This window comes from Butyrivibrio sp. WCE2006 (assembly GCF_000701985.1).
Taxonomy (GTDB): domain Bacteria; phylum Bacillota; class Clostridia; order Lachnospirales; family Lachnospiraceae; genus Butyrivibrio.
Map to the genome: position 1 here is coordinate 259235 of NZ_JNKH01000001.1, position 24428 is coordinate 283662.

20 protein-coding genes are annotated in these 24428 nt (G+C 37.4%); 19 read left to right on the top strand and 1 reads right to left on the bottom strand.

Annotated elements, in window-relative coordinates; all coding sequences use genetic code 11:
* Positions 1-156: 156 nt before the first annotated feature.
* From T501_RS01100 to T501_RS01110, 3 genes are read left to right on the top strand one after another with little or no spacing between them, the layout of a single operon-like run.
* Complete coding sequence (locus T501_RS01100) at positions 157-1605, top strand: aminotransferase class I/II-fold pyridoxal phosphate-dependent enzyme (RefSeq protein ID WP_044912759.1); 1449 nt, start codon at positions 157-159, stop codon at positions 1603-1605.
* Positions 1606-1663: 58 nt separating this feature from the next.
* On the top strand, positions 1664-2527 hold the full coding sequence (gene speE / locus T501_RS01105; protein ID WP_026509351.1) for a polyamine aminopropyltransferase: 864 nt from the start codon (positions 1664-1666) through the stop codon (positions 2525-2527).
* Positions 2528-2537: 10 nt separating this feature from the next.
* A complete protein-coding gene (locus T501_RS01110) occupies positions 2538-3800 on the top strand; it encodes a saccharopine dehydrogenase family protein (RefSeq protein ID WP_044912761.1) in 1263 nt (420 codons plus the stop codon).
* A 123-nt stretch (positions 3801-3923) separates the two neighbouring features.
* Here the strand turns inward: T501_RS01110 and T501_RS01115 are convergent, their stop codons facing one another.
* The gene (locus T501_RS01115) at positions 3924-4289 is read right to left on the bottom strand and encodes a response regulator (protein WP_026509349.1); all 366 of its coding nucleotides are present in this window, start codon (positions 4287-4289) and stop codon (positions 3924-3926) included.
* 147 nt (positions 4290-4436) lie between these two features.
* Here T501_RS01115 and T501_RS01120 point away from each other — a divergent pair, with 147 nt between their 5' ends.
* The 16 genes from T501_RS01120 (at position 4437) to T501_RS01195 (ending at position 24427) form a co-directional block, all read left to right on the top strand.
* Positions 4437-5120, top strand: a complete 684-nt coding sequence (locus T501_RS01120) for a tRNA threonylcarbamoyladenosine dehydratase (protein WP_044912763.1) — start codon at positions 4437-4439, stop codon at positions 5118-5120.
* Positions 5121-5254: 134 nt separating this feature from the next.
* Complete coding sequence (gene nspC / locus T501_RS01125) at positions 5255-6484, top strand: carboxynorspermidine decarboxylase (protein WP_044912765.1); 1230 nt, start codon at positions 5255-5257, stop codon at positions 6482-6484.
* 215 nt (positions 6485-6699) lie between these two features.
* Positions 6700-8610, top strand: a complete 1911-nt coding sequence (locus T501_RS19740) for a fibronectin type III domain-containing protein (RefSeq protein ID WP_050008044.1) — start codon at positions 6700-6702, stop codon at positions 8608-8610.
* A gap of 423 nt (positions 8611-9033) precedes the next feature.
* Positions 9034-9663 (top strand): uracil phosphoribosyltransferase, encoded by a 630-nt coding sequence (gene upp, locus T501_RS01135; RefSeq protein WP_044912767.1) that lies wholly within the window; start codon positions 9034-9036, stop codon positions 9661-9663.
* 92 nt (positions 9664-9755) lie between these two features.
* A complete protein-coding gene (gene aguA / locus T501_RS01140) occupies positions 9756-11006 on the top strand; it encodes an agmatine deiminase (RefSeq protein WP_044912768.1) in 1251 nt (416 codons plus the stop codon).
* 126 nt (positions 11007-11132) lie between these two features.
* Entirely contained in the window at positions 11133-12056 is a 924-nt protein-coding gene (gene aguB / locus T501_RS01145) for an N-carbamoylputrescine amidase (RefSeq protein WP_081675148.1), read from the top strand.
* Between the two features lie 95 nt (positions 12057-12151).
* Positions 12152-12400: a ferrous iron transport protein A gene (locus tag T501_RS01150; RefSeq protein ID WP_026509343.1), complete on the top strand. Its 249-nt coding sequence runs from the start codon at positions 12152-12154 to the stop codon at positions 12398-12400.
* 11 nt (positions 12401-12411) lie between these two features.
* Positions 12412-13866, top strand: coding sequence for a glutamate--tRNA ligase (gltX, locus tag T501_RS01155; RefSeq protein ID WP_044912771.1), 1455 nt, complete (start codon positions 12412-12414; stop codon positions 13864-13866).
* Positions 13856-15688 (top strand): ATP-dependent helicase, encoded by a 1833-nt coding sequence (locus tag T501_RS01160; RefSeq protein WP_050008045.1) that lies wholly within the window; start codon positions 13856-13858, stop codon positions 15686-15688. The genes gltX and T501_RS01160 overlap by 11 nt, the downstream gene beginning before the upstream one ends.
* Positions 15689-15830: 142 nt before the next feature.
* Positions 15831-16967 (top strand): DUF4349 domain-containing protein, encoded by a 1137-nt coding sequence (locus tag T501_RS01165; RefSeq protein ID WP_026509340.1) that lies wholly within the window; start codon positions 15831-15833, stop codon positions 16965-16967.
* Between the two features lie 176 nt (positions 16968-17143).
* Positions 17144-19144, top strand: coding sequence for an ATP-binding protein (locus tag T501_RS19745; protein WP_050008046.1), 2001 nt, complete (start codon positions 17144-17146; stop codon positions 19142-19144).
* Between the two features lie 14 nt (positions 19145-19158).
* A complete protein-coding gene (locus T501_RS01175; protein ID WP_044912772.1) occupies positions 19159-20220 on the top strand; it encodes a response regulator in 1062 nt (353 codons plus the stop codon).
* Positions 20221-20234: 14 nt separating this feature from the next.
* Positions 20235-20978, top strand: coding sequence for a response regulator (locus T501_RS01180; protein ID WP_044912773.1), 744 nt, complete (start codon positions 20235-20237; stop codon positions 20976-20978).
* 117 nt (positions 20979-21095) lie between these two features.
* Positions 21096-21881, top strand: coding sequence for a DUF6033 family protein (locus T501_RS01185; protein WP_026509338.1), 786 nt, complete (start codon positions 21096-21098; stop codon positions 21879-21881).
* 12 nt (positions 21882-21893) lie between these two features.
* Positions 21894-22241, top strand: a complete 348-nt coding sequence (locus T501_RS01190) for a DUF1292 domain-containing protein (protein ID WP_050008047.1) — start codon at positions 21894-21896, stop codon at positions 22239-22241.
* A 218-nt stretch (positions 22242-22459) separates the two neighbouring features.
* On the top strand, positions 22460-24427 hold the full coding sequence (locus tag T501_RS01195) for an alpha-amylase family glycosyl hydrolase (RefSeq protein ID WP_050008048.1): 1968 nt from the start codon (positions 22460-22462) through the stop codon (positions 24425-24427).
* Position 24428 lies beyond the last annotated feature (1 nt).

Here is a 24428-nt window from a genome sequence, read left to right on the forward strand (position 1 = left end):
TTTTTAAGAGCCAAATGAGGCATTCTTTGGCTTGACATTAGATGCATCTATGCTAAGATAATTTTGCCTGATTAATGAGAATTTTGGAAGGGCTGTATGCATATAGGCATGCCGCCCTTCTTTCTGTCTATATTATATTTTTTGGAGGACAAGTAATTGGATCTGGATCGTCAGAGAAAAGCGCCTGTTTATGAAGCGCTTGAAAGATTTAGAAAACAGAGAGTGGTGCCCTTTGACGTACCTGGACATAAAAGAGGTCGCGGTAATGCTGAGCTGGTTCGATTTCTAGGTGAACAGTGTGTTGGAATTGATGTTAATTCCATGAAACCTTTGGATAATTTATGTCATCCTGTCTCTGTAATAAAGGAAGCAGAAGAGCTGACAGCAGATGCTTTCGGAGCTGAGCATGCCTTTTTAATGGTTAACGGAACCACAAGTGCTGTTCAGGCTATGGTTTTATCGTCGGTTAAGCATGGCGAAAAGATCATCATGCCAAGGAACGTTCATAAAAGTGCAATTAATGCGCTTATTTTATGTGGAGCTGTTCCTGTTTACATCGATCCTAAGGTTGATACCAAGCTAGGAATTCCTCTTGGCATGGAAATTTCTGATGTTGAGGCAGCAATCAAAGAGAATCCTGATGCGAAGGCTATTTTAATCAATAATCCTTCCTATTATGGAATATGTTCAAATCTTCAGGCAATTGTTGACCTGGCTCATGAGAATGGAATGAAGGCGCTTGTTGATGAAGCTCACGGAACTCACTTGTATTTTGGACCTAACCTTCCCTTGTGCGGTATGAGGGCAGGAGCTGACATGGCCGCAATAAGCATGCATAAGTCGGGAGGCAGCCTCACACAAAGTTCAATACTTCTTTGCGGAAAAAATGCTAATATAGGATATATAAGCAGAATTGTAAACCTGACACAGACAACAAGTGCAAGCTATCTTTTGATAGCAAGTCTTGATATTTCAAGAAGAAATCTTGCACTTCACGGCCATGACAGCTTTGAGAAGGTAACCGGAATGGCTAAGTATGCAAGGGAAGAGATCAATGAGATTCCCGGCTACTATGCTTATGGCCACGAGCTTATAAACGGCGGAAGTATCTATGATTTTGATGAGACCAAGCTTGTTGTTAATACCAGAGGTGTTGGACTTACAGGAATAGAAGTGTACGACCTTCTTCGTGATGAATATGACATCCAGATGGAATTTGGTGACCTTTCTAATGTAATGGCGTACATTTCTATCGGTGACAGGCTCCAGGATATAGAGAGACTTGCAGGAGCACTGTCAGATATAAGAAGATTGTATGCAAAACCTGAGCAGGAATTCTTCTCAGCAGAATATGTAACACCTATAGTAAAGGCTACTCCACAGGAAGCTTTTTATGCTGAAAAGGTATCACTTCCTATAAAAGAAACAGTTGGAAGAATAAGTGCTGAATCAGTAATGTGTTATCCTCCGGGAATACCTATCATTTCACCCGGAGAAGTAGTTACCGAGGAGATACTTGATTATATTCTTACTGCAATGGAAAAAGGATGCTCAATGCAGGGGCCTGAAAGTGAAGATATATCAGAATTACAGGTACTAAAATAGATTTCTGATTTTAATATATTAAGTCTGTTTATTTAATGGAGGAAACGAGATGCCACAAATGGACTATTGGTTTGGTGAAATGCATACCAATAATGTGAAAATAAATATCAGATTAAGTAAGCAATTATTTTCAGGCTCTAGTGAATTTCAAAGAATTGACGTATTTGATTCACCGGAATTTGGTAAGTTTCTTGCATCGGATGGCAATATTATCTTCTCTGAAAAAGATGAGTTTACTTATGATGAAATGATTGTTCATGTACCCATGGCTGTTCATCCAAAGGTACAGAGAGTGCTGGTACTTGGCGGAGGTGATGGCGGGGTGGCCAGAGAGCTGAGCTACTATGATGAGATCAAGGTAATTGATGTTGTAGAGCCTGACAGCATGTTTGTAGAAGTATGTAAGCAGTACTTCCCTGACAACGCCTGTGGACTTGATGATGACAGAGTGCATATCTATTATCAGGATGGATTAAAGTTCCTTAGAAAATGCGAAGATATGTATGACCTTATAATAAATGATGTAACAGAGCCTCTTGGACATGAAGCCGGACTTTTTACTAAGGAATTTTACGGAAGCTGTTACAAGGCACTTCATGATGACGGAATAATGGTATATCAGCATGGAAGCCCTTTCTATGATGAAGATGAGGAGAGCTGCAGAGCTATGCACAGGAAGGCATACAGAGTATTCCCTGTCAACAGAGTATATCAGGCTCATATACCCACCTGTCCAGCTGGGTACTGGCTTTTTGGATTTGCCAGCAAAAAGTATCATCCTCTAAAGGATTTCAATCCTGACAGATGGGATGAGAGAAATATAAAGACATGGTATTATACAACACATCTTCATAAAGGAGCTTTTATGCTTCCAAAATATGTTGAGGATCTTCTTCAGGAAGAAGAAGCAATGTCAAGGTAAAGGAGAAATTATGAGCAGATTATTAGTTATTGGCTGTGGCGGAGTAGCACAGGTTGCAATTCAGAAATGCGCACAGAACAGTAAAGTATTTACTGAGATGTGCATAGCTTCAAGAACTGTTTCTAAGTGTGATGCGCTTAAGGAAAAACTTGAAAAAGCAGGTACTCCTGTTAAAATCACGACGGATACCGTTAACGCAGATGATGTAGAAGATATAAAGAGAGTAATAAACAGTTATAAGCCTGATGCAGTGCTTAACGTTGCACTTCCTTATCAGGATCTCACAATAATGGATGCATGTCTTGCATGTAAGGTTGACTATATTGATACTGCCAATTATGAGCCCGAAGACACTGATGATCCTGAGTGGAGAAAAATATATGAGAAGCGTTGTAAGGAGAAAGGATTTACAGCATACTTCGATTACAGCTGGCAGTGGGCTTATTTTGACAAATTCAAGGAAGCCGGACTTACAGCTCTTTTAGGAACAGGATTCGATCCTGGTGTAACTTCTGTATTTACAGCATATGCAAAAAAGCATTATTTTGATGAGATTCATTACATTGACATCATGGATTGCAATGGTGGAGACCATGGTTACGCTTTTGCTACAAACTTCAATCCTGAGATCAATTTAAGAGAAGTTTCTGCAAACGGAAGCTATTGGGAAGATGGACACTGGGTTGAGACAAAGCCCATGGAAATAAAGAGAGAATATGATTTTGCCCAGGTTGGAAAAAAGGACATGTATCTGCTTCATCATGAAGAAATCGAAGCTCTTGGCAGAAATTTCCCCGAAGTAAAAAGAATTCGTTTCTTCATGACATTTGGACAGAGCTATCTTGATCATATGAGATGCCTTGAAGACGTAGGAATGCTTTCAACAAGTCCTGTTATGTTCGAAGGACGCGAAATAGTGCCGATTCAGTTTTTGAAAGCACTTTTACCTGATCCTGCAAGTCTTGGTCCCAGAACAGTTGGAAAGACAAACATCGGTTGTATTTTCAGAGGCATCAAGGACGGTAAAGAGAGAACAATCTATATTTATAACGTATGTGATCATCAGGAATGCTATAAGGAGCTTGGAAGTCAGGCTATTAGCTACACAACAGGTGTTCCTGCTATGATAGGTACTGCTCTTGTAGTTACAGGTCAGTGGAAGAAACCCGGCGTATTTACTACGGATGAGTTTGATCCCGATCCGTACATGGAGATGCTTAATGAGTATGGTCTTCCCTGGGTTGTAGAAGAGAATCCTACTCTTATAGATTGATACTATTACATTCGCAGAAGGGCTATATAGTAAGCAGTCTAATCTGATGCTTGATATAAATATACGAAATAAAAAAGGGGTGTTCTCCGAATGGAGATCACCCTTACTTTAACTAAAAGAAATCTATTCATTAAAAATCTTTTTGAGGGCACGCATGACATCACTTGCCATAAAAGGCTTTACTACAAAATCTTTTGCGCCTTTTTTAAGAGCAAGAACAATCATGGGTTCCTGTTTTTGGTCGGAACACATTATTACGTTTGCGTTTGGATCAAATTCCATAACGCCTGTAAGAGCGTCTATGCCGTTCATAACAGGCATATTTATATCAAGAATTAAAAGATCCGGCTTTTTCTCTTTATATTGATCTACAGCCTGCTGTCCGGTAGTTGCCTCTCCAACAATCTCGTATTTTTCTTTGTCCAGTGCTGATTTTAGCATCTCTCTCATGAATGTTGTATCATCGGCTATAAGGATACGTTTGCGCATATTAACCCCCATGTGTATAGTTATTCATTAATAAGTATTTAAAAATCTTATATAAATAATTATTACAACAAAATCATCCAATATCCAATAAAAAAGAGTTACAATTCTATTAATTAAAAATAAACAAAGGAAGGGATTTTCAAATAAATGGAAACTCAGTTTTCAAGAACTGAATTACTTATAGGAAAAGAAGCGCTTAATAAACTTGCTGACAGTCATGTGGCTGTATTTGGAGTTGGTGGTGTTGGCGGCTATGTATGTGAAGCCCTGGCGCGAAGCGGCATTGGTGAATTTGACCTTATTGATAGTGATACGGTAGCATTAAGTAATTTAAACCGTCAAATAATCGCTCTAAACAGCACAATCGGTAAATATAAAACTGAAGTAATGAAGGATAGAATGCTGGACATAAACAAGGAAGTGAAAGTGAATATACATAACTGCTTTTATCTTCCCGAAAATGCAGATGATTTTGATTTCTCCGGGTATGACTATATAGTGGATGCAGTTGATACAGTAACTGCCAAAATTGAAATCGTAATGAGAGCCAAGGAATGCGGGACTCCTGTTATTAGTGCTATGGGAGCAGGCAATAAGCTCGATCCTTCAAGGTTCAGAGTTGCTGATATTTATAAGACAAGTGTATGTCCTCTTTGCAGAGTTATGAGACGGGAATTAAAGAAGAGAAATGTTGATAGCCTCAAAGTTGTTTATTCGGATGAAGAGCCAATTAAGACAGAGGCCGGAAGAACCCCGGGAAGTACAGCCTTTACGCCATCAGCCTGCGGACTTGTTATCGCAAGTGAAGTGGTGAAGGATTTAATAGGTTAAATTTGTTTTTTAATACCAAATAATAGATTGTATATGAGCCTTTAAAAAATACACACATTTATTTTATATGCTGCTGATCTTAAATAGAATTAACCAGATTGGAAATAAAATTAGTTAAAATTGAGGATTAAAAAATGACAATAAACAATATAAAAACTCCGGCTTATCTCATTGACGAGAAAAAACTCCGCGAAAACTGCGAAATACTTAAGGAAGTCCAGGATAAATCAGGTGCAAAAATTCTGCTTGCACAAAAGGCTTTTTCTGCCTATAGCACATATCCCTTAATAGCCAAATATCTTTCCGGAACGACTTCCTCCGGATTATTTGAAGCAAAGCTTGCTCATGAAGAATTTTATCCGGAAAATTATAATGAATCCGTTATGGGCGAGTGTGATTCTAATGAGATAAATGAAAACTGTGTAAAAAACGCAAAGCCTGAAATCCACGTATTTGAGCCTGCCTTTAACGACGAAGAGATGGAAGAACTCTGCAGTATATGTGATCATATGGTTTTTAATTCCTTAAATCAGCTTGAGCATCACAGGAAGGTATGGGAAAAGGCAGTAGAAAAAGGTCAATTATCAGTTGGTCTAAGAGTAAATCCAGAGCTTTCGACACAGGAGGGGCATGAAATCTACGATCCCTGCGCACCGGGCTCAAGGCTTGGAATACGAGTATCCGATATGCCCGATACTTTGCCAAAGGGAGTGGAGGGTCTACATTTTCATACCTTGTGTGAACAGGGCTTTGAGCCATTGAAAGCCACTTTTGATGAATTTGAAAAACGGTTTCAAAAATATCTTAATAATACTGAGCACAAACTGAAATGGATAAATCTTGGTGGTGGTCATCATATAACCCGGGAGGAATATGATAGAGAAGGACTCATCAACCTTGTAAAATACATCAGAGAAAAATATGATGTTGAAGTCTACTTAGAACCCGGAGAGGCCATCGCACTTGATGCAGGATATCTTGTAACAAGGGTAATGGATATTGTGGAAACTGAAGTTTATCCTGTACTTATACTAGATACTTCTGCTGCCTGTCATATGCCTGATGTTCTGGAGATGCCTTACAGACCACCACTTAAGGACAGTGGAGAGGCTGATGAAAAGAAATACACCTACAGACTTTCATCAAGAACCTGTCTTGCCGGAGATGTAATTGGGGATTACAGCTTTGATCATGAGATAAAAATCGGAGACAGGCTTATTTTTGAAGATATGGCTATTTACAGTATGGTTAAAAACAACACTTTTAACGGTATGCCACTACCGGATATAGCCTTACTTCATGAAGATGGCAATGCTGAAGTTGTAAAGAGCTTTGGGTATGAAGATTTTAAAATGAGGCTATAAAAAAGTTTATACTTTTTTTATATTTTTGTTCAAAAATAATTGCATAACTATATTTTTTTATATTAAAATCTATTTGGAAAAGTTGATAGGGGGGGTAAACATTATAATGTGTTTTAGCAGAAACAGTTAATTGTTATGCTTTAAATCATATTTTTTAACGCATCCTTTAACGGCTTTCCCGGGATGCGTTTTGAATTTTTAAGGAGGATTTAAAAATGGAGAGAGGTAAACGGTATGTTGGGGCAAAACAGCTTCTAATGATGTGCGTATTATCATTGATGCTGTGCTTTGTACCCGGAGTAAAAGTAATGGCGGCTGATCGTGTTGTTGCTGCTAATGAAACATGGAAGCCTACAGCTGATGTTACTTGCACCAAGCTGACTGTAAATGGTACAGCAGATTTTTCTGACACAAATTGTAAGAAGGTTGAAGTTAGTAATTTCGAGGTTACGCAAGGCGCAAAGGTTGTTTTAGATGATACATATCTTATAGTAAATGGGAATGCTTCTATAAGCGGAGAATTCATTTTGAAAAATGGTTCTGTTCTTCTTGTAAAAGGTGACTATTATCAACCTGATGGATCGGTTGATTATGCTGCAGATAGTGAAATAAATGTTAAGGGAAACTTTATATTTCAAAAACGGAATGCAGCCGGAACAATGACTCATTCAACAGCATCCCTTTTTGCAAAAGGAATACTTAGGGTTGATAAGAACTTTACCGTTGATAGCACGGGAAATATGCTGAATCTAAGAGGCGATTTTTATGTTGGCGGTGATGTTGAATTGATTGATACAACAGATATTTATTGTCTGCGTTTTCTGGGAGAGTTTAATTTAACAAATGAAAATCCGCAAACCATCAGTATGAGTAATTGTGCATCAATTGAAAACCTGAAGAGCAGCTGCAATACAGTTAAGAGTGCAAATTACTTAAACGTTGGTAAAGTTCAAAGCGATATTACTTTTGTTAGTGATAGTAGGAAGTTTGTTATAAATTATCCTAATAGTGTTTTGGACAAAACAGTTACTTTTGATGGTAATGTTGTTGTGGAAACCGGTAAACTTGAAGTAAATAACGGAGGAACATTAACAATTAAGGGTAATCTTCAGGCATTAGAGGGAAGTGTATCCGTTCAAGGTAACCTTATTGTTGAGGGTGATCTTAAATTTGAAAAAGAAAATGCAGCAGGAGTAGTCACAACTGTTGGTGGTTCGTTTTATCAGTCATATGGTGCAAAAATCACTGTAAAAAAGAACTTTACCTGGAACAGTACCGGAAATGGGTTGAATTTTAAGGGAACCATGGATCTGTATGGAGATTATAATGATAGGAGAGGTGCTGAATGGGGTGGCACAGTAAGACTCTTGTCAACAGGTCAGCATGTAACAATTGCTGAAGGTGGTAAGATTTATCATCTTTATGTAGAACACAAAAAAGGTGATTATTTCTTCAACCCGGATCCATGCTGGGAAGAATTAACAGAAGGCGAACCTACAACACCGTCTGGCAATGGAACAACTACAGAACAGGGAAATACATCAAATAACCAGAATGGTAATGGCAACACCACAAATGGTCAGGATAATGGTCAAACCAATCAGAATAATAATTCAAACGACCAGGGGAATACACAGAATAATCAGGGAAATAATTCAAACCAGAATAATGCACAGAATGGTCAGAACAATAGTACAACCGACCAGAATAACAATCAGACTAACTATAATAACAACACAAGCAATCAGGGTGAAAATGCAGCTAACCAGAATAGCCCTTCAGAAGTTATCTCAAATAATGACACTCAGAAGGCTGAGCAGGCTCAGGAGAAAATAGACAGCTCAATTAAAAAGACAAAAATCAAGTCTGTAAAAGCTGCTAAGAAGAAGTTTACATTAACTTTAAAGAAGACCAATTCCATAAACGGTTATGAAGTTCAATATGATACTTCAAAAGAATTTACTTCAGCTAAGACAAAGAACCTCGGTGCTAAGAAAACAAGCCTTACCGTTAAGAAGCTTAAGCCAAAAACAACATACTTTGTAAGAATTCGTTCTTATAAGAATACTGATGATGGAAAAGTATATTCCAATTGGAGTAAGGTTAAGAAGGTTAAAGTGAAATAATTAAATAGTATTAGTGATAAAAAATATCCAGTCTGTTTGGAAGACTGGATATTTTTCATTATCCTTTTGGAACACTAGGTTTTGCATCGGATGCACCGTCATATTTATTTATGTATTTTACAATTGTTTTGCTTGTTGGGACGAAATCTTTAAAGCGCTCTAAAGGAAGCCTGGGACCTTCGGCACCGGTGAATTTTACAGTAACTTTACTCTTTATTCCTTTAAAGCAGTTCTTTTTGATTGTCTTTTTTTATCCATTCGCCACAAACCATCAAACACTATTTCTGAAAGTTTAGAGCAATCCATGATAAATATTAAATTACGATAATGTAAAATTTAAGTTATAAAAATGTTTTTATCTTTAGTAGCGTCCCTTATCAATATATGATATTATTTTTTCAGTAAATTCGGAGGTAAAAGAATATGAAAAATGTAACAGCTTTAAATCATCCGCTTATTGAGCATAAGCTTTCAATTTTAAGAGATAAAAATACAGGAACTAAACTTTTCAGAGAACTCGTAGGAGAAATTGGTGCTTATCTGATTTATGAAGCAATGCGTGATGTTGAGCTTGACGAAACAACAGTTGAGACTCCCATTAAAACAATTAAGATGGGAAGACTCAATGAGGATAAATATGCATTTGCTCCTATCATGAGAGCCGGAATGGGACTTCTTGACGGCGTTCTTAAGGTAATTCCTAATGCGAAGATTGCTCATGTAGGTATGTATCGTGATGAGACAACTTATGAGCCTGTTAATTATTTCTTCAAGGCTCCTGAAGATATTTCTGACAGAGAAGTTATAATTCTTGATCCCATGCTTGCAACTGGTGGTTCTGCATGTGATGCAATTGAACTCTTTAAGAGCAAAGGCGTAAAGAAAATGAGATTTATCTGCCTTATTGCTGCACCGGAAGGACTTAAGAAGGTTACTTCAGAACATCCTGATGTTCCGATCACATGTGCGCATATCGATGATATGCTTAACGAGAATAAATACATTGTTCCGGGTCTTGGAGATGCTGGAGATCGTATTTTCGGAACAAAATAATCGTATTACAGATATAAATATATATAATAAAGCTGGAACACTTTGAATTTTTTGATTGTTCCAGCTTTTTTAAGGAAATACCGAGGTAAAAGATGAATAAAAAATTAAATGGTATTCCAATAAATGATGGGTTCAGTATGCCTGCAGAATATGATATTCATGATGGAACCCTTATGATATGGCCAAGCCGTCCGGGAAGTTGGGGGATAGATTCGACTGAAGCAAGACTGGCGTTTTGCAGTATCTTTTCTGAAATTATAAAATCAGAAAAATTATACGTGCTTTGCAGTAGTGATGATTTTGAAAGTGCTGGAAATTTTATACGACAAAATGTTAAGGGACTGGATAAAATCATAACTGTACGTGAAGCCGATAAAGAGACTGGTATTCTTCAGGCTGATATATTAAAGGAAACTAATGAATCTGAGACCGGGATTATCTGTTTGATAGAACAGCAGACAGACGATTCCTGGGCCCGGGATGTGGGGCCAACCTTTTTAAGGAACCCAAGTGGAGAAATACGGGGCATAGATTGGGAGTTTAATGCCTGGGGAGGCGACTATGACGGCCTTTACAGCAGCTGGGAATATGATGATAAGGTTGCCGCTGATTTTTCTGCTTTAATAGGTAAAGCTTATTATGATGCGCATCCTTTTGTCCTCGAAGGCGGTTCAATACACTCTGATGGAGAAGGAACCGTAATGGTTACCGAAAGCTGTCTATTAAGTAAAGGAAGAAATCCGAAGCTTACAAAGCAGCAGATTGAAGAAAGCATAAAAAACTACCTGGGAGTAGAGAAAGTACTATGGCTTCCTTTTGGTATATATAATGATGAAACAAATGAGCATGTTGATAATGTCTGTGCTTTCATAGCGCCGGGAGAGGTGGTTCTTGCCTGGACTGATAATAAGGATGATCCGCAGTATGAAATGTCATTAAAGGATTATGAATACCTTTCCGGAGTTACTGATGCAAGGGGCAGGAAACTTAAAATTCATAAGCTTTATATACCTGATGTGCCTGTCTGCTGCACAAAAGAAGATATAGATAATTATGTTTTTGAAGACGGCGAAGATGAAAGAGAAGTCGGTGAAAGACTTGCTGCAAGCTATGTGAATTTTTATTTTACCAATACAGAAGTGCTTATACCTGCTTTTGGCGGAGAAAATAAAGAAAGTGATGACAGGGCTATGCAGCTGCTTTCAGAAATCTGTAAGAACAGAACTGTTGTACAGATTAAGGCAAGGCCGATTCTTCTGGGAGGAGGAAACATTCACTGTATTACACAGCAGATTCCTTCAAAGATAAGTAATATGCATAGAAAAGTTATTCATTTTGAATGATATGATGATAGGATCAAAAGTTCAAAACGCGTTTACTCTTGCATAAATCACATTATGATATGTAACTGATAAAAATGGATTTCTAGATTACGAAGAAACCTATTCTGATAGAAAGGCAAAACAATTATGTATAAGGGAAATACATCTACAACAGTAGCTGCTATACAGTTTGCATGCGGAAAAGAAGCCTATAATAATCCTGATATTTCGGATGATGAGCTTGTTTCCCTGAATATTAAAAAAGCTGATAAGATGGTGAGAAAAGCTGCAATGCAGGGAGCTCAGATAATTCTTTTATCTGAGTTGTTTGAGAGACAGTACTTCTGCCAGGAAAGAAGATATGATTACTATGATTTTGCGACTACTACAGAGACCAATCCTGCAGTATTGCATTTCAGAAAGGTCTGCAAAGAGCTTAAAGTAGTTATGCCTATAAGCTTTTATGAAAGAGAAGGAAATGTTCTTTATAATTCTGTTGCCATGATAGATGCAGATGGAGAAATCCTTGGAGTATACAGGAAAACACATATTCCTGATGATCATTATTATCAGGAAAAGTTCTATTTTACTCCTGGTGATTTAGGTTTTAATGTATTTGAGACTGCTTATGGCAGAGTTGGCATCGGAATTTGCTGGGATCAGTGGTTTCCGGAGACTGCAAGATGTCTTGCCCTGCAGGGAGCAGATATAATACTCTATCCAACCGCTATAGGGTCAGAACCGATTCTGAATGTTGACAGTTCAGGACACTGGCAGAGAACCATGCAGGGACATTCAGCAGCTAATATTGTTCCTGTTGTTGCTGCAAACCGAATTGGAACTGAAAATGTAATACCATCAGAGGAAAATGGCGGACAGTTATCTTCTCTTAATTTCTATGGCCATAGCTTTATGACTGATGAAACAGGAGATATATTAAGGCAGGCCGGAAATAATACCGAAGAGATCATTATGGCTGTATATGATTTTAATGAAATCAGGCAAAACAGATTGTCCTGGGGCCTTTTCAGAGACAGACGACCGGAATGTTATAAGGAAATTACAGATTAAACTTTACCACATTAAAGCGATGCTCTTTTCATTTATATAAAGGTGTTATATAATTCCAAAGTATTTGAAATTTTAATGTTTTTTGAGGTAATTTTATGACACTTATCGATGGGGAAAAGAATGGTGTTTATCTTGTCAAAGAGATGAACATCGAGCAGTTAAGCTACTCAGAGAGGCTTAAATCAATAGGCGTTGCCAGTGGATCTCACATTAAAGTAATCAATAAAAAAGAACGCGGCGGACTTATTATACAGGTCGAAAAAAAGCAGATAGCTTTATGCCGTAACGTGGCTTCGGGAATAGTTGTAGAATTTGAGAAAAAAGAATTTCCTGAGGTTATGTAGAAGGAGTAATAATGTCACAGAAGATTAGAACCCGTTATGCACCAAGCCCGACGGGAAGAATGCATGTAGGAAATTTAAGAACAGCACTATATGCTTATCTTATTTCCAAGCATGAGGGTGGTGATTTTATCCTCAGAATAGAGGATACTGACCAGGAGCGTTATGTAGAAGGCGCAACTGAGATTATTTACAGAACACTTGAAAAGACAGGTCTTATTCATGATGAAGGACCTGATAAGGATGGAGGTGTAGGTCCTTACGTTCAGAGCGAAAGACAAAAGCAGGGACTTTACCTTAAATATGCCAAGGAACTTGTTGAAAAGGGAGAAGCTTATTACTGCTTCTGTACCCCGGAGAGACTTGATACACTTACACAGATAATTGATGGCAAGGAAGTAAGTGTTTATGATAAGCACTGCCTTCACCTTTCAAAAGATGAAGTTGAGAAGAATCTGGCTGAAGGAAAGCCTTATGTAATAAGACAGAACAACCCTACTGAAGGTCAGACAACTTTTAACGATGAACTTTATGGAGATATCACAGTTGACAACAGTGAGCTTGATGATATGGTACTCATTAAGTCAGACGGATATCCTACATACAACTTTGCAAACGTAGTTGATGATCATCTTATGGGAATTACGCATGTTGTAAGAGGAAATGAATATATTTCTTCTTCACCAAAGTACAACAGACTCTACGATGCATTTGGTTGGGAAGTACCAAAGTACATTCATTGTCCTCTTATTACTGATGAAGATCATCATAAGCTCAGTAAGAGAAGTGGACATTCATCCTTTGAGGACCTGATCGAGCAGGGATTTCTTCCTGAGACAGTAGTGAATTTTGTTGCACTTCTTGGCTGGTCTCCTGAGGATAATACAGAGATAATGAGCCTTGAAGAGCTCGTTGAGAAATTCGACTACAGAAGAATTAACAAATCACCTGCTGTATTCGATTATACTAAGCTTCGTTGGATGAATGGTGAATACCTCAAGAAGATGGATGATGAGAAATTCTTTGAACTTGCACTTCCTTATATGAAGGAGGTTATAAAGAAGGACCTCGATCTTCACAAGATTTCAGCGATGATAAAGACCAGAATTGAAATATGGCCGGATATTGCGGAAATGATAGATTTCTTTGAAGAAATGCCGGATTACGATATTTCAATTTATAAGCACAAGAAGATGAAGACTGATGAAGCTTCTTCACTTTCAGTATTAAAAGAGCTTCTTCCGATTCTTGAAGAGCAGCAGGATTACAGCAATGATGCTTTATATGCCAGACTTCAGGAATATATAAAAGAAAAAGAATACAAGAACGGTTATGTTCTCTGGCCGATTCGTATAGCTGTTTCCGGTAAAGCCATGACTCCCTGTGGAGCTACGGAAGCAATGGAAGTCATCGGAAAGGATGAGACTCTAAAGAGACTTAGAGCTTCAATAGCAAAGCTTGAAGCCTGATAATACAATTAAATGTAATTCCGCTCAGAGGCGTGCAATTGAGCACGATAAGGGACCTGCTTGTGTTATAGCAGGTCCCGGAAGCGGAAAAACATTTGTAATAATACAGAGAATAATCAATCTGATCCGGAAGGGAGTAAGGCCCGGATCAATACTTACAATTACATTTACAAAAGCTGCTGCTATAGAGATGCAGCAAAGATTTATTAAAGACACTGATTCTATGTATCCGGAGGTTCTCTTCGGAACATTTCATTCCATTTTTTATCATATTTTAGATAATGGTAAGCTATCCATTATCAAAGAGACGGATAAGTATAAAATACTTAGCCATATTTTGCATGGTCGTGATTATGATAATGAAATGATAAGACTGATTTTATCTGAAATATCACGAATCAAAAACAGCGGGGTTTCACCTGAAGAAAGGGATAAAGCAACGCCTTTTTACGAGGAGTTCCCCCGAATCTATGATGAATATGCATCCATATTAACTGAGCAAAAGCTTATTGATTTCGATGATATGGTTCTATGCTGCCGGAAATATCTGATAGAGAGACCTGATGTAAGGAAAAAATGGCAGGATAGATTTGAATATATTCAGATTGATGAGTATCAGGATATTAATAAAATGCAATTTGAAGTTATAAAGCTCCTTTTGAATAAAGAACAAAATATATTTGTTGTTGGAGATGATGATCAGTCGATTTACGGATTTAGAGGCTCTGATCCCGGAATTATGCTTGGGTTTAAAGAAAGTTTTAGTGATTCTGAAGAGATATTACTGGATACAAATTACAGGTGTGCCAGACATATCCTTAAGTCAGCAATGAACGTCATAGAAGAAAATACAATCAGGTTTAAGAAGAATATAATTGCTGGTAAGAGTGAGCCTGCCGGAATTATTAAAGGATATAGCTTTACAGACAGAAAAGAACAATATGAGTATTTGTTAAACAGTCTGAAGGGAAGAAATGATCTTTCCGATATAGCAGTAATATTAAGAACAAACGTTGAAGCTACTGCTGTTGCACGCACCTTGACTGAAGCAAATATACCATGCAGTTATAAAGAAAGAGTAGTTGCCCTTCATGAAAAACAGGGAGTGAGGGATATCGTTTCATACATGGCATTTGCATGTGATGGCGCAAAAAGAACTGATTTTTTACGAATAATGAATAAACCTCTCAGATACATAAGCAGGAAATGCTGTATAAGCGAAAAGGTTCTTGAAAACGAAGTTCTTATGTATTACACAAGAGAAGGAAAACTATCAATGACTTCAACTGTTCAAAAGTTATTCAGGGATATTCGTATGTTAAGTAAGTTAGGTCCCAAGGCATCTGTACATTTTATCAGAGGATATATGGGATATGATAAATTTCTAAAGGAAAAATATATTGCAAATCCCAAAATATATAATGAACAGATCTCTGATCTGAATGATTTTGAGAAGTTATGTGAAAATTTCAGAAGTTTTAATGAATTAAAGGAATATCTGTCGGACCTCCAAAAACAGTTAGATAGTCTGAAACGTATAGATATTAAGAATAAAAACGGTGTTAAAGTAATGACAATGCATGCTTCTAAAGGGCTTGAGTTTAAGGCGGTGTTTCTTCCGGACCTTAATGAAGGCATTGTCCCATCAAGAAAGAGTATTACCATAAAAGAACTGGAAGAAGAACGAAGAATGCTTTACGTGGCTATGACAAGGGCAAAAGAAGAATTATATATGTCTTATGTTAAGGGAACCAGAGAAAACCCTATGAGAATGTCCGGGTTCCTCAGACCTGTAAGAAGTATTTTTGATAAAAATGATTAAATCAGCAAAATGGCAGACTTTATTATGGATTAACTGATATTATAAACAATTATATTTTTTATCATGATAAATGGAAAAATCTTCGTAATTTTGATAAACTAAATCTAACAATTTATTGGAATTTCGTAGATGGAGGGATCTTATGAAAAGGAATAAAGGGACTATAATTAGATTAATTGTTGGGACTCTTTCCTACATCATGATTGTTACAGGCTGTGGTGGGAGCGATAGTGCTTCTAAAAGCACAGACTATTCTGCTGAAAGCTCATACGAGGCAGCTGAAGAAGCGGCAGGGCTTTATGATCAGGCTTATGAGACAGATTCGGAAGGTGCCACAAATGGAGGGGCAGCAGATGAGATAACTGAGGAAAAGGCCACCAATAAACGTAAGCTTATTACAAATATGAGCATGAGGGCTGAAAGTAAGGAATTTGATAAGACCCTTGATTTTATAAAGAACAGAACAACAGAACTTGGCGGCTACATTGAAAGCTTTAGTACTGAAAAAAGCTCATACAATGATGAGAGAACCGCAAATCTGACATTAAGAATTCCGGAAGAGAAACTGACCGGATTTGTAGATGAATTTTCACAGAACAGCAATATTACTTCCCAGGAAATGAATGTGACTGATGTTACCTTAACCTATGCGGATTTAGAGAGTCATAGGAATGCTCTTCGGGCTGAGGAACAGCAGCTTCTTTCGCTTATGGAGAAGGCTGAGACCATTGAAGATATAATGACAATCCAGGATAAGCTTACCGATGTCCGCTATCAGTTGGAATCAATGGAGTCGCAGCTACGTACCTATGATAATCAGATTACTTTTAGTACATTAAATGTTACCTTAAGAGAGGTGATAGAGTACACTCCTGAACCTGTTAAAAATCCAACATTTGCAGAGAGAGCTAAAGAAGGATTTGTTGAAAATCTTGAAGGCGTTATAGCATTCTTTACAGAACTCTTATTGCTTCTTATAACGCATATTCCGGTTCTTGTTATACTTTTGGTAATAGTAATTGTAGTAATAGTATTTATCAGAGCTTATGAAAAGAAGAGAAAGAAAAAGCTTGCTTCAATGCCACGTGTGCAGCAGCCTGTAATGCCCAAGGGACCTGTAACGTATGGCACATATAACGGATATCAGGCTCCGAAAAATGATGTAACAAATGGTGCACATAATCCCGCAAAGCCGGATACTGCAAATTCTCAAAGTCAGCAAGGCACTGGTTTGGAAAATAAATCTAATTTAAATAGTACTGAGAATACAGATAAATAGGAAAGTTTAGAAAATGCCCTGTAATTTATTAATTACAAGGGCATTTTTTTCTTATTTTTTTTTAATAACTAATATTATTGTTATTGAATAACGCTAATGTTATGATGAAAAAAAGTAGTTTATCGGTGGGAGTTTGTAATAACGAGCGAATTGACTGATCACGGAGATGACTTTCAATGCTTGGAGAGACCATTAAAAAGTTTAAAGAACAAGAAGATAAATACTTCACTATATGTGAACATGACATTATTAAGATGAATATGAGCGTTCAAAAGAAGATGTCTATAACGCTGGTAGGCGTCTATTTAGTAATGCTTATAGTTGCAAAACTCATTCTAAAGGGCTTTAAGATACATAACATTTACTACATCTTATTTGTTATTATCATTTTGTTTTTTATAACAAATCAATTTTTGACTGATAAAAAGATAAATATAAGGTTTTGCAGGGCTGAATCAATTTTTTATTACGGACTTTTATATGTAACTCTGATATTTATTGATGTGTGGCCATACAGAGACCAGCCGGCCGGATTGTTTCCATTTTTTCTGATCATGTTTTCCGTAATATACATAGACCGGCTTCGGCTATATGCTTGTTTTGAATTTGCGTTGTGCGTATGCTTTTGCATAATTTGTTATTTCAGGAAGGATAGCTTTTATTTTTCAAGGGATGTATTTTCGATAATTTCCAGTTTCTTTGTATCGACTATATGTACGCTGATACTTGTTAACCTTAGAATACGGGAGGCTTTAAATTCCGCAAAATTTGAGGAACTAAGTGAAAAAGCTGCAGAAGCAGAGGCAAACGCTATTGCGGCAAATGGTGCAAAAACCCAGTTTTTGTCGCAGATGTCGCATGAGATAAGAACTCCGATAAATGCAATTCTCGGTATGAATGAACTCATTATGCGTGAGTATGATGAGCCCCAGCTAAAAAAATATACACATGGAATAAAAACTTCAGGTAATACTTTGCTTGCCCTGATAAATGATGTACTTGATTTTTCTAAGATTGAAGCAGGCAAAATGGAGCTATATACGGTAGATTATGATCTGGCTGACCTTATAACCGATCTTATTAATATGGTTGATGAAAGAGCCAAGAATAAGGGGCTGGAACTTAATGTTGTGGTGAATAAAGAAATACCACATCTTTTACATGGAGATAATGTAAGGCTTAAGCAGGTAATTTTAAATATATTGACTAACGCCATCAAATATACAGAAAAGGGAAGTGTTCAGTTTTCCGTAGATTATATAACGGGAAGCCATCTTGATGTTAATGGTTCCATAGGACTTAAGATTGCCGTTTCTGATACAGGAATAGGAATTCGTGAAGAGGATATGAAAAGATTATTTGATCCTTTTGAACGAATTGAGGAATCAAGAAACAGAAATGTAGAGGGCTCAGGACTAGGTATGAGCATCGTACAGAAATTTCTTGAACTTATGAACTCTGAGCTTCATGTAAAAAGTGAATACGGTAAGGGGTCAACTTTTTCTTTTATAGTAGAACAAAAAACTGTCAGCTGGGAACCAATAGGTGATTTCAAAGTAGCCTATGACAGGATTATTGAGGATGATGGTAAATACACAGAACTATTTACAGCTCCGGATGCCAGAATTCTCGTTGTTGATGATAATGAGATAAACCTTGTGGTTACACAGAATCTCTTAAAGGATACATTAGTAGAGATCGAGACAGCTTCAAGCGGCAAAGAAGCCCTTGAGCTAACTACCAAAACCAAATATGACGTAATGCTGATTGACCATCAGATGCCTGAAATGGATGGAATGGAGATGCTTTGGAGAGTTAAGAGCGATGATTCGAATCCGAATATCAATACTCCAAGTGTTGCGCTTACTGCGAATGCATTTGCTGGTGCCAGGGAAGTTTATATAAAATCAGGATTCCAGGATTATCTGTCAAAACCGATAATCGGTGATGCACTGGAAAGAATGCTTCTAACTTACATTCCTAAGGATAAAATCAATTCTGTGCAGGAGCATGAGAAAACCAGGATCAATCCTAAAAAGGTAGTAAGACATGAAAAGAAGTCATTGGAAAACAGCAATATGATAGATATCAGTGAATTACGTGAGAATTATAATGACGATAAAGAACTCTACGATGCGATAGGGCTTTTGATGAAGCGCGCAAGCATGGATCATTGATGGTGGAGGCTCGTGTGAACGCTAAAGTTTTAATAGTAGACGATTCAGAACTTGATAGATTTTTTATAAAAAAATTGTTGGAGTATTTAGGCGTTGACTCTGATGAAGCCGAAGGTGGAAGAGAGTGCCTTAAAGCAGTACGTTCCACGGAATATTCTCTTATACTTATGGATTATCTTATGCCCTATATGAATGGGATTCAGACACTTGTTCAGATAAGAGATGGCGTGGACAACAGAAATGAATCAACTCCGGTCATAGCCCTGGTATCACCGGATGATCCGAATGAAGGAAAGACGTGTCTGGAGGCAGGTTTTTCAAATTATCTCGATAAACCGGTGGAATTCAAGCAGCTTATGGCAGTACTTATTATGTATCTTCCGGACAATATACGTAATAATATTAAAATACCTGCTGCAGTAAATGCCGAGAAAGAAAGCACTTTTAATGATTCTGTAGTGGCTGATACGGCTGGAGAAGTATCCTCTGATACTGATATTATTTCTCAGATATCAAGAGTGCCGGAAATTGATTACAAGAAAGGTATATCATTATGCGGATCTGAGGATGGATACCTGACCGCAATAGGAATTTTCTTTAATTCCATAGATTTCAAGGCAGATGAAATCGAGAACTATTATAAGAACGAAGATTATAAAAACTATACTATTAAAGTACATGCTTTAAAAAGTTCAGCGAACCTGATTGGAGCATCAAAGCTTTGGGAAGATGCCAAAGATCTTGAGGAAGCAGGTAATAATAACAACATTGAGAAGATTAAAAATGAAACGGAAGCATTGCTTTCCGACTACAGATCTTTTAGACAAAAGCTTTCTTTCCTTTCAGATGAAGATGAGGATGACAAGCCTCCTGTTCCGGAGGATGCGCTTAATGATGCATATGCTGCTCTTTCGGAATTTACAGAAGCAATGGACTTCGATCTTGCTGACATGGTAATAAAATCCATGAAGGATTATAAACTTCCGGAGGCTGATGAAAAGAGATTTAATGATCTGGAGAGACTTTTAGCCGGTCTTAATTGGGATGACATGAGATCAATTCTTTCAGAAAGATAAGTTTGGAGAATGTTATGGCAAAGAATGCGACTATCATAAGTTCAAATGAGACTTTTATGGTAAAGGGACTTATTATGAAGTTAAAAGATGTAGGTATTACTGCATCGTTTTGTCCCGATAAAATGGAAGATCTTCAAAAAAAGCAGGAATCAGCAGATGTCTTTATATATTATCTGGATGAAATTGCTCCTAAAACGCTTATTTACCTTAAGGATCTCTGTCTCGAAACCCACAGGCAGGTAATATTTATCTGTAATCCGCTTGAATATGAAGAAGCTCTTACATATCTTCCGGAATCTCATGTTCATAGTTTTTTTGAAAGACCGCTCAGGATGGATGACTTTTTGGAAACCATGAATAAGTTCTATATGGACGAAATGATGGAGACCAATAAAAAAAGCGTTCTTATTGTAGATGATGATGTTTCTTATATGAGAACCATAAGAGACTGGCTTAAGGATGAATACAAAGTTTCAATGGCTAACTCAGGAATACAGGCAATTACCTGGCTTGCCAAGAATAAAGCAGATCTTATACTTTTGGATTATGAGATGCCTGTGACATCAGGTCCAAAGGTCCTTGAAATGTTTAAGAGTGATATGAGTATAAAAGACATACCTGTTATGTTTCTTACTTCAAAGGGAGATAAGGCAAGCATTGTACGAGTTTTGGCCCTTAAGCCTGCCGACTATATTTTAAAGACTATTGATAAGAATTCACTACATATTAAAATTGATAATTTCTTTAGAATGAGATAAAAAATTAGTATAAAAAGTATTAAGAAAAACATTAAACCATCCGATAAAAAGATTGGAGTAGTATATCCATCTAAGTGACAAGGATGTCACGGTTTCAAAGACAAAGGAGGGTTTCATATGAGTATGGTAAATGGCATTGGTTCAAATATAGCGAACCAGCTAAGTGCTTATCAGACAAAGAATCATCATGCGCAAAAGGCAGATTCTTCAAAAAACACAGATTCACAACTGGGAATACAGAAAAATAAAGGTATTTCAGAAACGCACGTTCAGGAAGGCGTGGATCTTTCTGATGGTGCAAAAAAACTTTTGGATGAACTGAAAGAAAAATATGGCAATATGGACTTTTTTGTGTCAAACTATTCTTCAGACGAGGAAGCAGAGGATATTATGTCCCGAGGCACAAAAGAATACAGCGTTCTGATCGATCCTGATCTTCTTGAAAGAATGGCTGCCGATGAAGAGACCAAAAATAAATACATGAATGTTATTGATGAGTCCACAGGCAAGCTTGATGAGATTAAGGAAAAAATAAGTGAATCCGGTCAGGAAGTTGATTCAATCGGAATGAAGATTGACGCTGAGGGTACAGTCCAGTTCTTTGCCAAAATTAAAGAGCAGAATGAGAAGTATCAAAAGCAGACTGCTGATGCTAAGGAAGCTGCAAAAGCTGAAGAAGAGAAGGCTGAGAAACGTAAAGAGCGGGACGAGGCCATGGAGAAACTTCGGGAAGGACATGGGACTAATCCTTACAGCAAGAAAGAAGCTCCTTATGAGAAATCGACAACTGTTTATGCAGATACTGTCGAAGAGCTCTTGGATAAAATAAAAAATGTGGACTGGAGTCAGATAGAAGCCACTCCTGTAAAGGATTATGGCAATAAGTTTGACTTCTCGGTCTAAGCGGAGGTGTATATGATCTTTTCAGAGATCGCAACAGAGATGAATACTAAAATTCAGAACGACGAGCAGATTACGGTGGACATAGAGCTCGAAGACGGTAAAAATGTTACCTGTGCTGTTCTGATAGTACTCACAGTTAATGAAAAAGACTATATTGTTCTTCTTCCATTAGATGAGCATGGACAAAATAATGATGGAAATGTATGGTTCTATCAGTTTATTCAAAAATCCAAGGATGATGAACCTGAACTTGGATACATTGAGGATGATGATGAATACGAGGCAGTTGCAGATGCTTTTGATGAGTATCTTGACGATGTTGAGTTTGACGAATTGATAGATGCAGATCCTGAGGACTGAAAAGATCATAAAAGAGATTTCCTATAGCATACAAGGCAGTGTGGTTGTTTCCATACTGCCTTTTTTATATATTAGGAAATTCATCCGAATTCCCTAATATATAAAAACGCTCCGCTATGGTTTTTTTATATATTCAGATGAGTGTCTTTGATTTTATTCGATAAGTATTTACTTTTTGTGGTATAATACTATGTCGTAAATTGGAAAAAGGAAAGCTGATGAATAATAATCTGAGATTGGCAGCCTCCCAGCCGTATCCAATGGGAGTAAAAAGAACATCCAAAGGTATCCGTGTTTGTGCAGTTTATAGCGGAAAAAAAGACTGTGGAATTATTCTGTATCGAAAAAATGACAGGAAAGGGACAGAAATCATATTTTCTGATGATTTTCGGTATGGAAAGATTTTTTGTGCAGAAATAATAGGTGATACTGATGTATATACGCATTATATGCTGATTGAAGAAGGGAAGCTGTTTGCAGACCCTTATGCATGTTACATTGAAGGCCTTGAAAAATGGGGCAAAAATGTAAAAATGGATGATCTTAGCTGCAGGATTGATAGATCTGATTACGATTGGGGTCAGGATGTTCATCCGGGCTGGAGATATGAAGATTCTTTCATATATACATTACATGTAAGAGGCTACACAAAAAGTCCCAGCAGCGGAATTGAACTAAAAAAACGTGGCACATATAAAGGAATTATCGAGAAGATTCCTTATATTAAGAGTCTTGGTGTAACTGCTGTAGAGATAATGCCTACATATGAAATGAACGTTCTTGATGTTCCAAAGACAGGAAGCACCTCTAACGGTGGTAATATGCCTGAGGGGTCATTCAGACATCATAACAGGACATCAGGTGAAATTGTATATAGTGAGAACGGTTCTATAAAAAGCAGAAATTCAATTCGTCAAAAGATTAATTTCTGGGGGTATAAGCAGGGTTATTATTTTGCTCCCAGAACAGCATATGCTGTTGATACAAAGAATGCTGACCTTGAGCTTAAGGACATGATCAGGGAGATGCATAAAAACGGCCTGGAAGTAATATTACAGTTTTATTTTGCCGAGGACGATACGGAGGATATTATCAGTGCTGCAATAAGACACTGGGTATTTGAGTATCACATAGATGGTGTTCATATGAAAGGAAGCCATCTGGCTCCGGCAATAGTTGCTGCTGATCCGGCTCTTTCTGACATTAAGATATGGTATTACGGTTTTGATTATGGCAGATTATACTCCGGTAAAGCCCCGGAAGTTCGGACTCTGGCTGAGTTTAAACCTGATTTTATGTATGCTTCAAGACGTTTCTTAAAGGGCGATGACAACTCACTTGGAGATTTCATTAAAGCAATGCTCACGAACAATCGCGATGCAGGAAGCATAAATTATATTTGTGACTATGAAGGCTTCAGACTGGCTGACCTTGTCTCTTATGAACATAAGAGAAATGAGACAAATGGTGAGAATAACACTGACGGCACAGACAATAATCTTAGCTGGAATTGTGGAATTGAAGGGAAAACCAGAAGAGCTGCCATTCTAAGCCTTAGAAACAAGCAGGTAAAAAATGCTCTCACAATGGTTATGTTTTCACAGGGAACGCCTATGATATTTGGCGGTGATGAATTTGGTAATTCACAGGATGGAAACAATAACCCATATTGTCAGGACAATGCCACAGGATGGATTGACTGGAGTCAGGCAGATAAGACTGCAAATATTGAGATAACAAATTATCTCAGATTTTTGTCAAAGCTCAGGTTTAAATACAGAATCTTACATGAATCCAAAGCCTTTAAACTTATGGATTATAAGGCATGTGGTTATCCTGATCTTTCTTATCATGGAATAGAAGCATGGCGCCCTGATCTTTCGAATTACAGTCACAGTATAGGAATGCTTTATTGCGGATTATATGAAGATAAGGATAAGGATCAGGACTTTTTCTACATAGCATATAATATGCATTGGAATCCTGTGACTTTTGCGCTTCCTAAATTGCCTGATGGCATGAGATGGTATGTTTTAAATGATACCGAAGAGACAGTAGATAATTTGAAGATGAAGGCGGTTAAGGATCAGACAAAGATTGAATGCAGTGAAAGGTCAATCAAAATACTGATTGGAGCCGGTAAACCTGCAAAAAAGGCAGACAAAAAGACAGCTAAGAGTAACTGAT

Excerpts from the sequence above, each read along its gene's own strand:
- T501_RS01150 (WP_026509343.1), top strand. The coding sequence starts at position 12,152 with ATGACACTTATCGATGGGGAAAAGAATGGTGTTTATCTTGTCAAAGAG.
- aguB (WP_081675148.1), top strand. The coding sequence starts at position 11,133 with ATGTATAAGGGAAATACATCTACAACAGTAGCTGCTATACAGTTTGCA.
- aguA (WP_044912768.1), top strand. The coding sequence starts at position 9,756 with ATGAATAAAAAATTAAATGGTATTCCAATAAATGATGGGTTCAGTATG.
- T501_RS19745 (WP_050008046.1), top strand. The coding sequence starts at position 17,144 with ATGCTTGGAGAGACCATTAAAAAGTTTAAAGAACAAGAAGATAAATAC.
- T501_RS01115 (WP_026509349.1), bottom strand. The coding sequence starts at position 4,289 with ATGCGCAAACGTATCCTTATAGCCGATGATACAACATTCATGAGAGAG.
- speE (WP_026509351.1), top strand. The coding sequence starts at position 1,664 with ATGGACTATTGGTTTGGTGAAATGCATACCAATAATGTGAAAATAAAT.
- T501_RS01110 (WP_044912761.1), top strand. The coding sequence starts at position 2,538 with ATGAGCAGATTATTAGTTATTGGCTGTGGCGGAGTAGCACAGGTTGCA.
- T501_RS01190 (WP_050008047.1), top strand. The coding sequence starts at position 21,894 with ATGATCTTTTCAGAGATCGCAACAGAGATGAATACTAAAATTCAGAAC.
- T501_RS01165 (WP_026509340.1), top strand. The coding sequence starts at position 15,831 with ATGAAAAGGAATAAAGGGACTATAATTAGATTAATTGTTGGGACTCTT.
- gltX (WP_044912771.1), top strand. The coding sequence starts at position 12,412 with ATGTCACAGAAGATTAGAACCCGTTATGCACCAAGCCCGACGGGAAGA.
- upp (WP_044912767.1), top strand. The coding sequence starts at position 9,034 with ATGAAAAATGTAACAGCTTTAAATCATCCGCTTATTGAGCATAAGCTT.
- T501_RS01120 (WP_044912763.1), top strand. The coding sequence starts at position 4,437 with ATGGAAACTCAGTTTTCAAGAACTGAATTACTTATAGGAAAAGAAGCG.
- T501_RS01180 (WP_044912773.1), top strand. The coding sequence starts at position 20,235 with ATGGCAAAGAATGCGACTATCATAAGTTCAAATGAGACTTTTATGGTA.
- T501_RS01195 (WP_050008048.1), top strand. The coding sequence starts at position 22,460 with ATGAATAATAATCTGAGATTGGCAGCCTCCCAGCCGTATCCAATGGGA.
- T501_RS01185 (WP_026509338.1), top strand. The coding sequence starts at position 21,096 with ATGAGTATGGTAAATGGCATTGGTTCAAATATAGCGAACCAGCTAAGT.
- T501_RS19740 (WP_050008044.1), top strand. The coding sequence starts at position 6,700 with ATGGAGAGAGGTAAACGGTATGTTGGGGCAAAACAGCTTCTAATGATG.
- nspC (WP_044912765.1), top strand. The coding sequence starts at position 5,255 with ATGACAATAAACAATATAAAAACTCCGGCTTATCTCATTGACGAGAAA.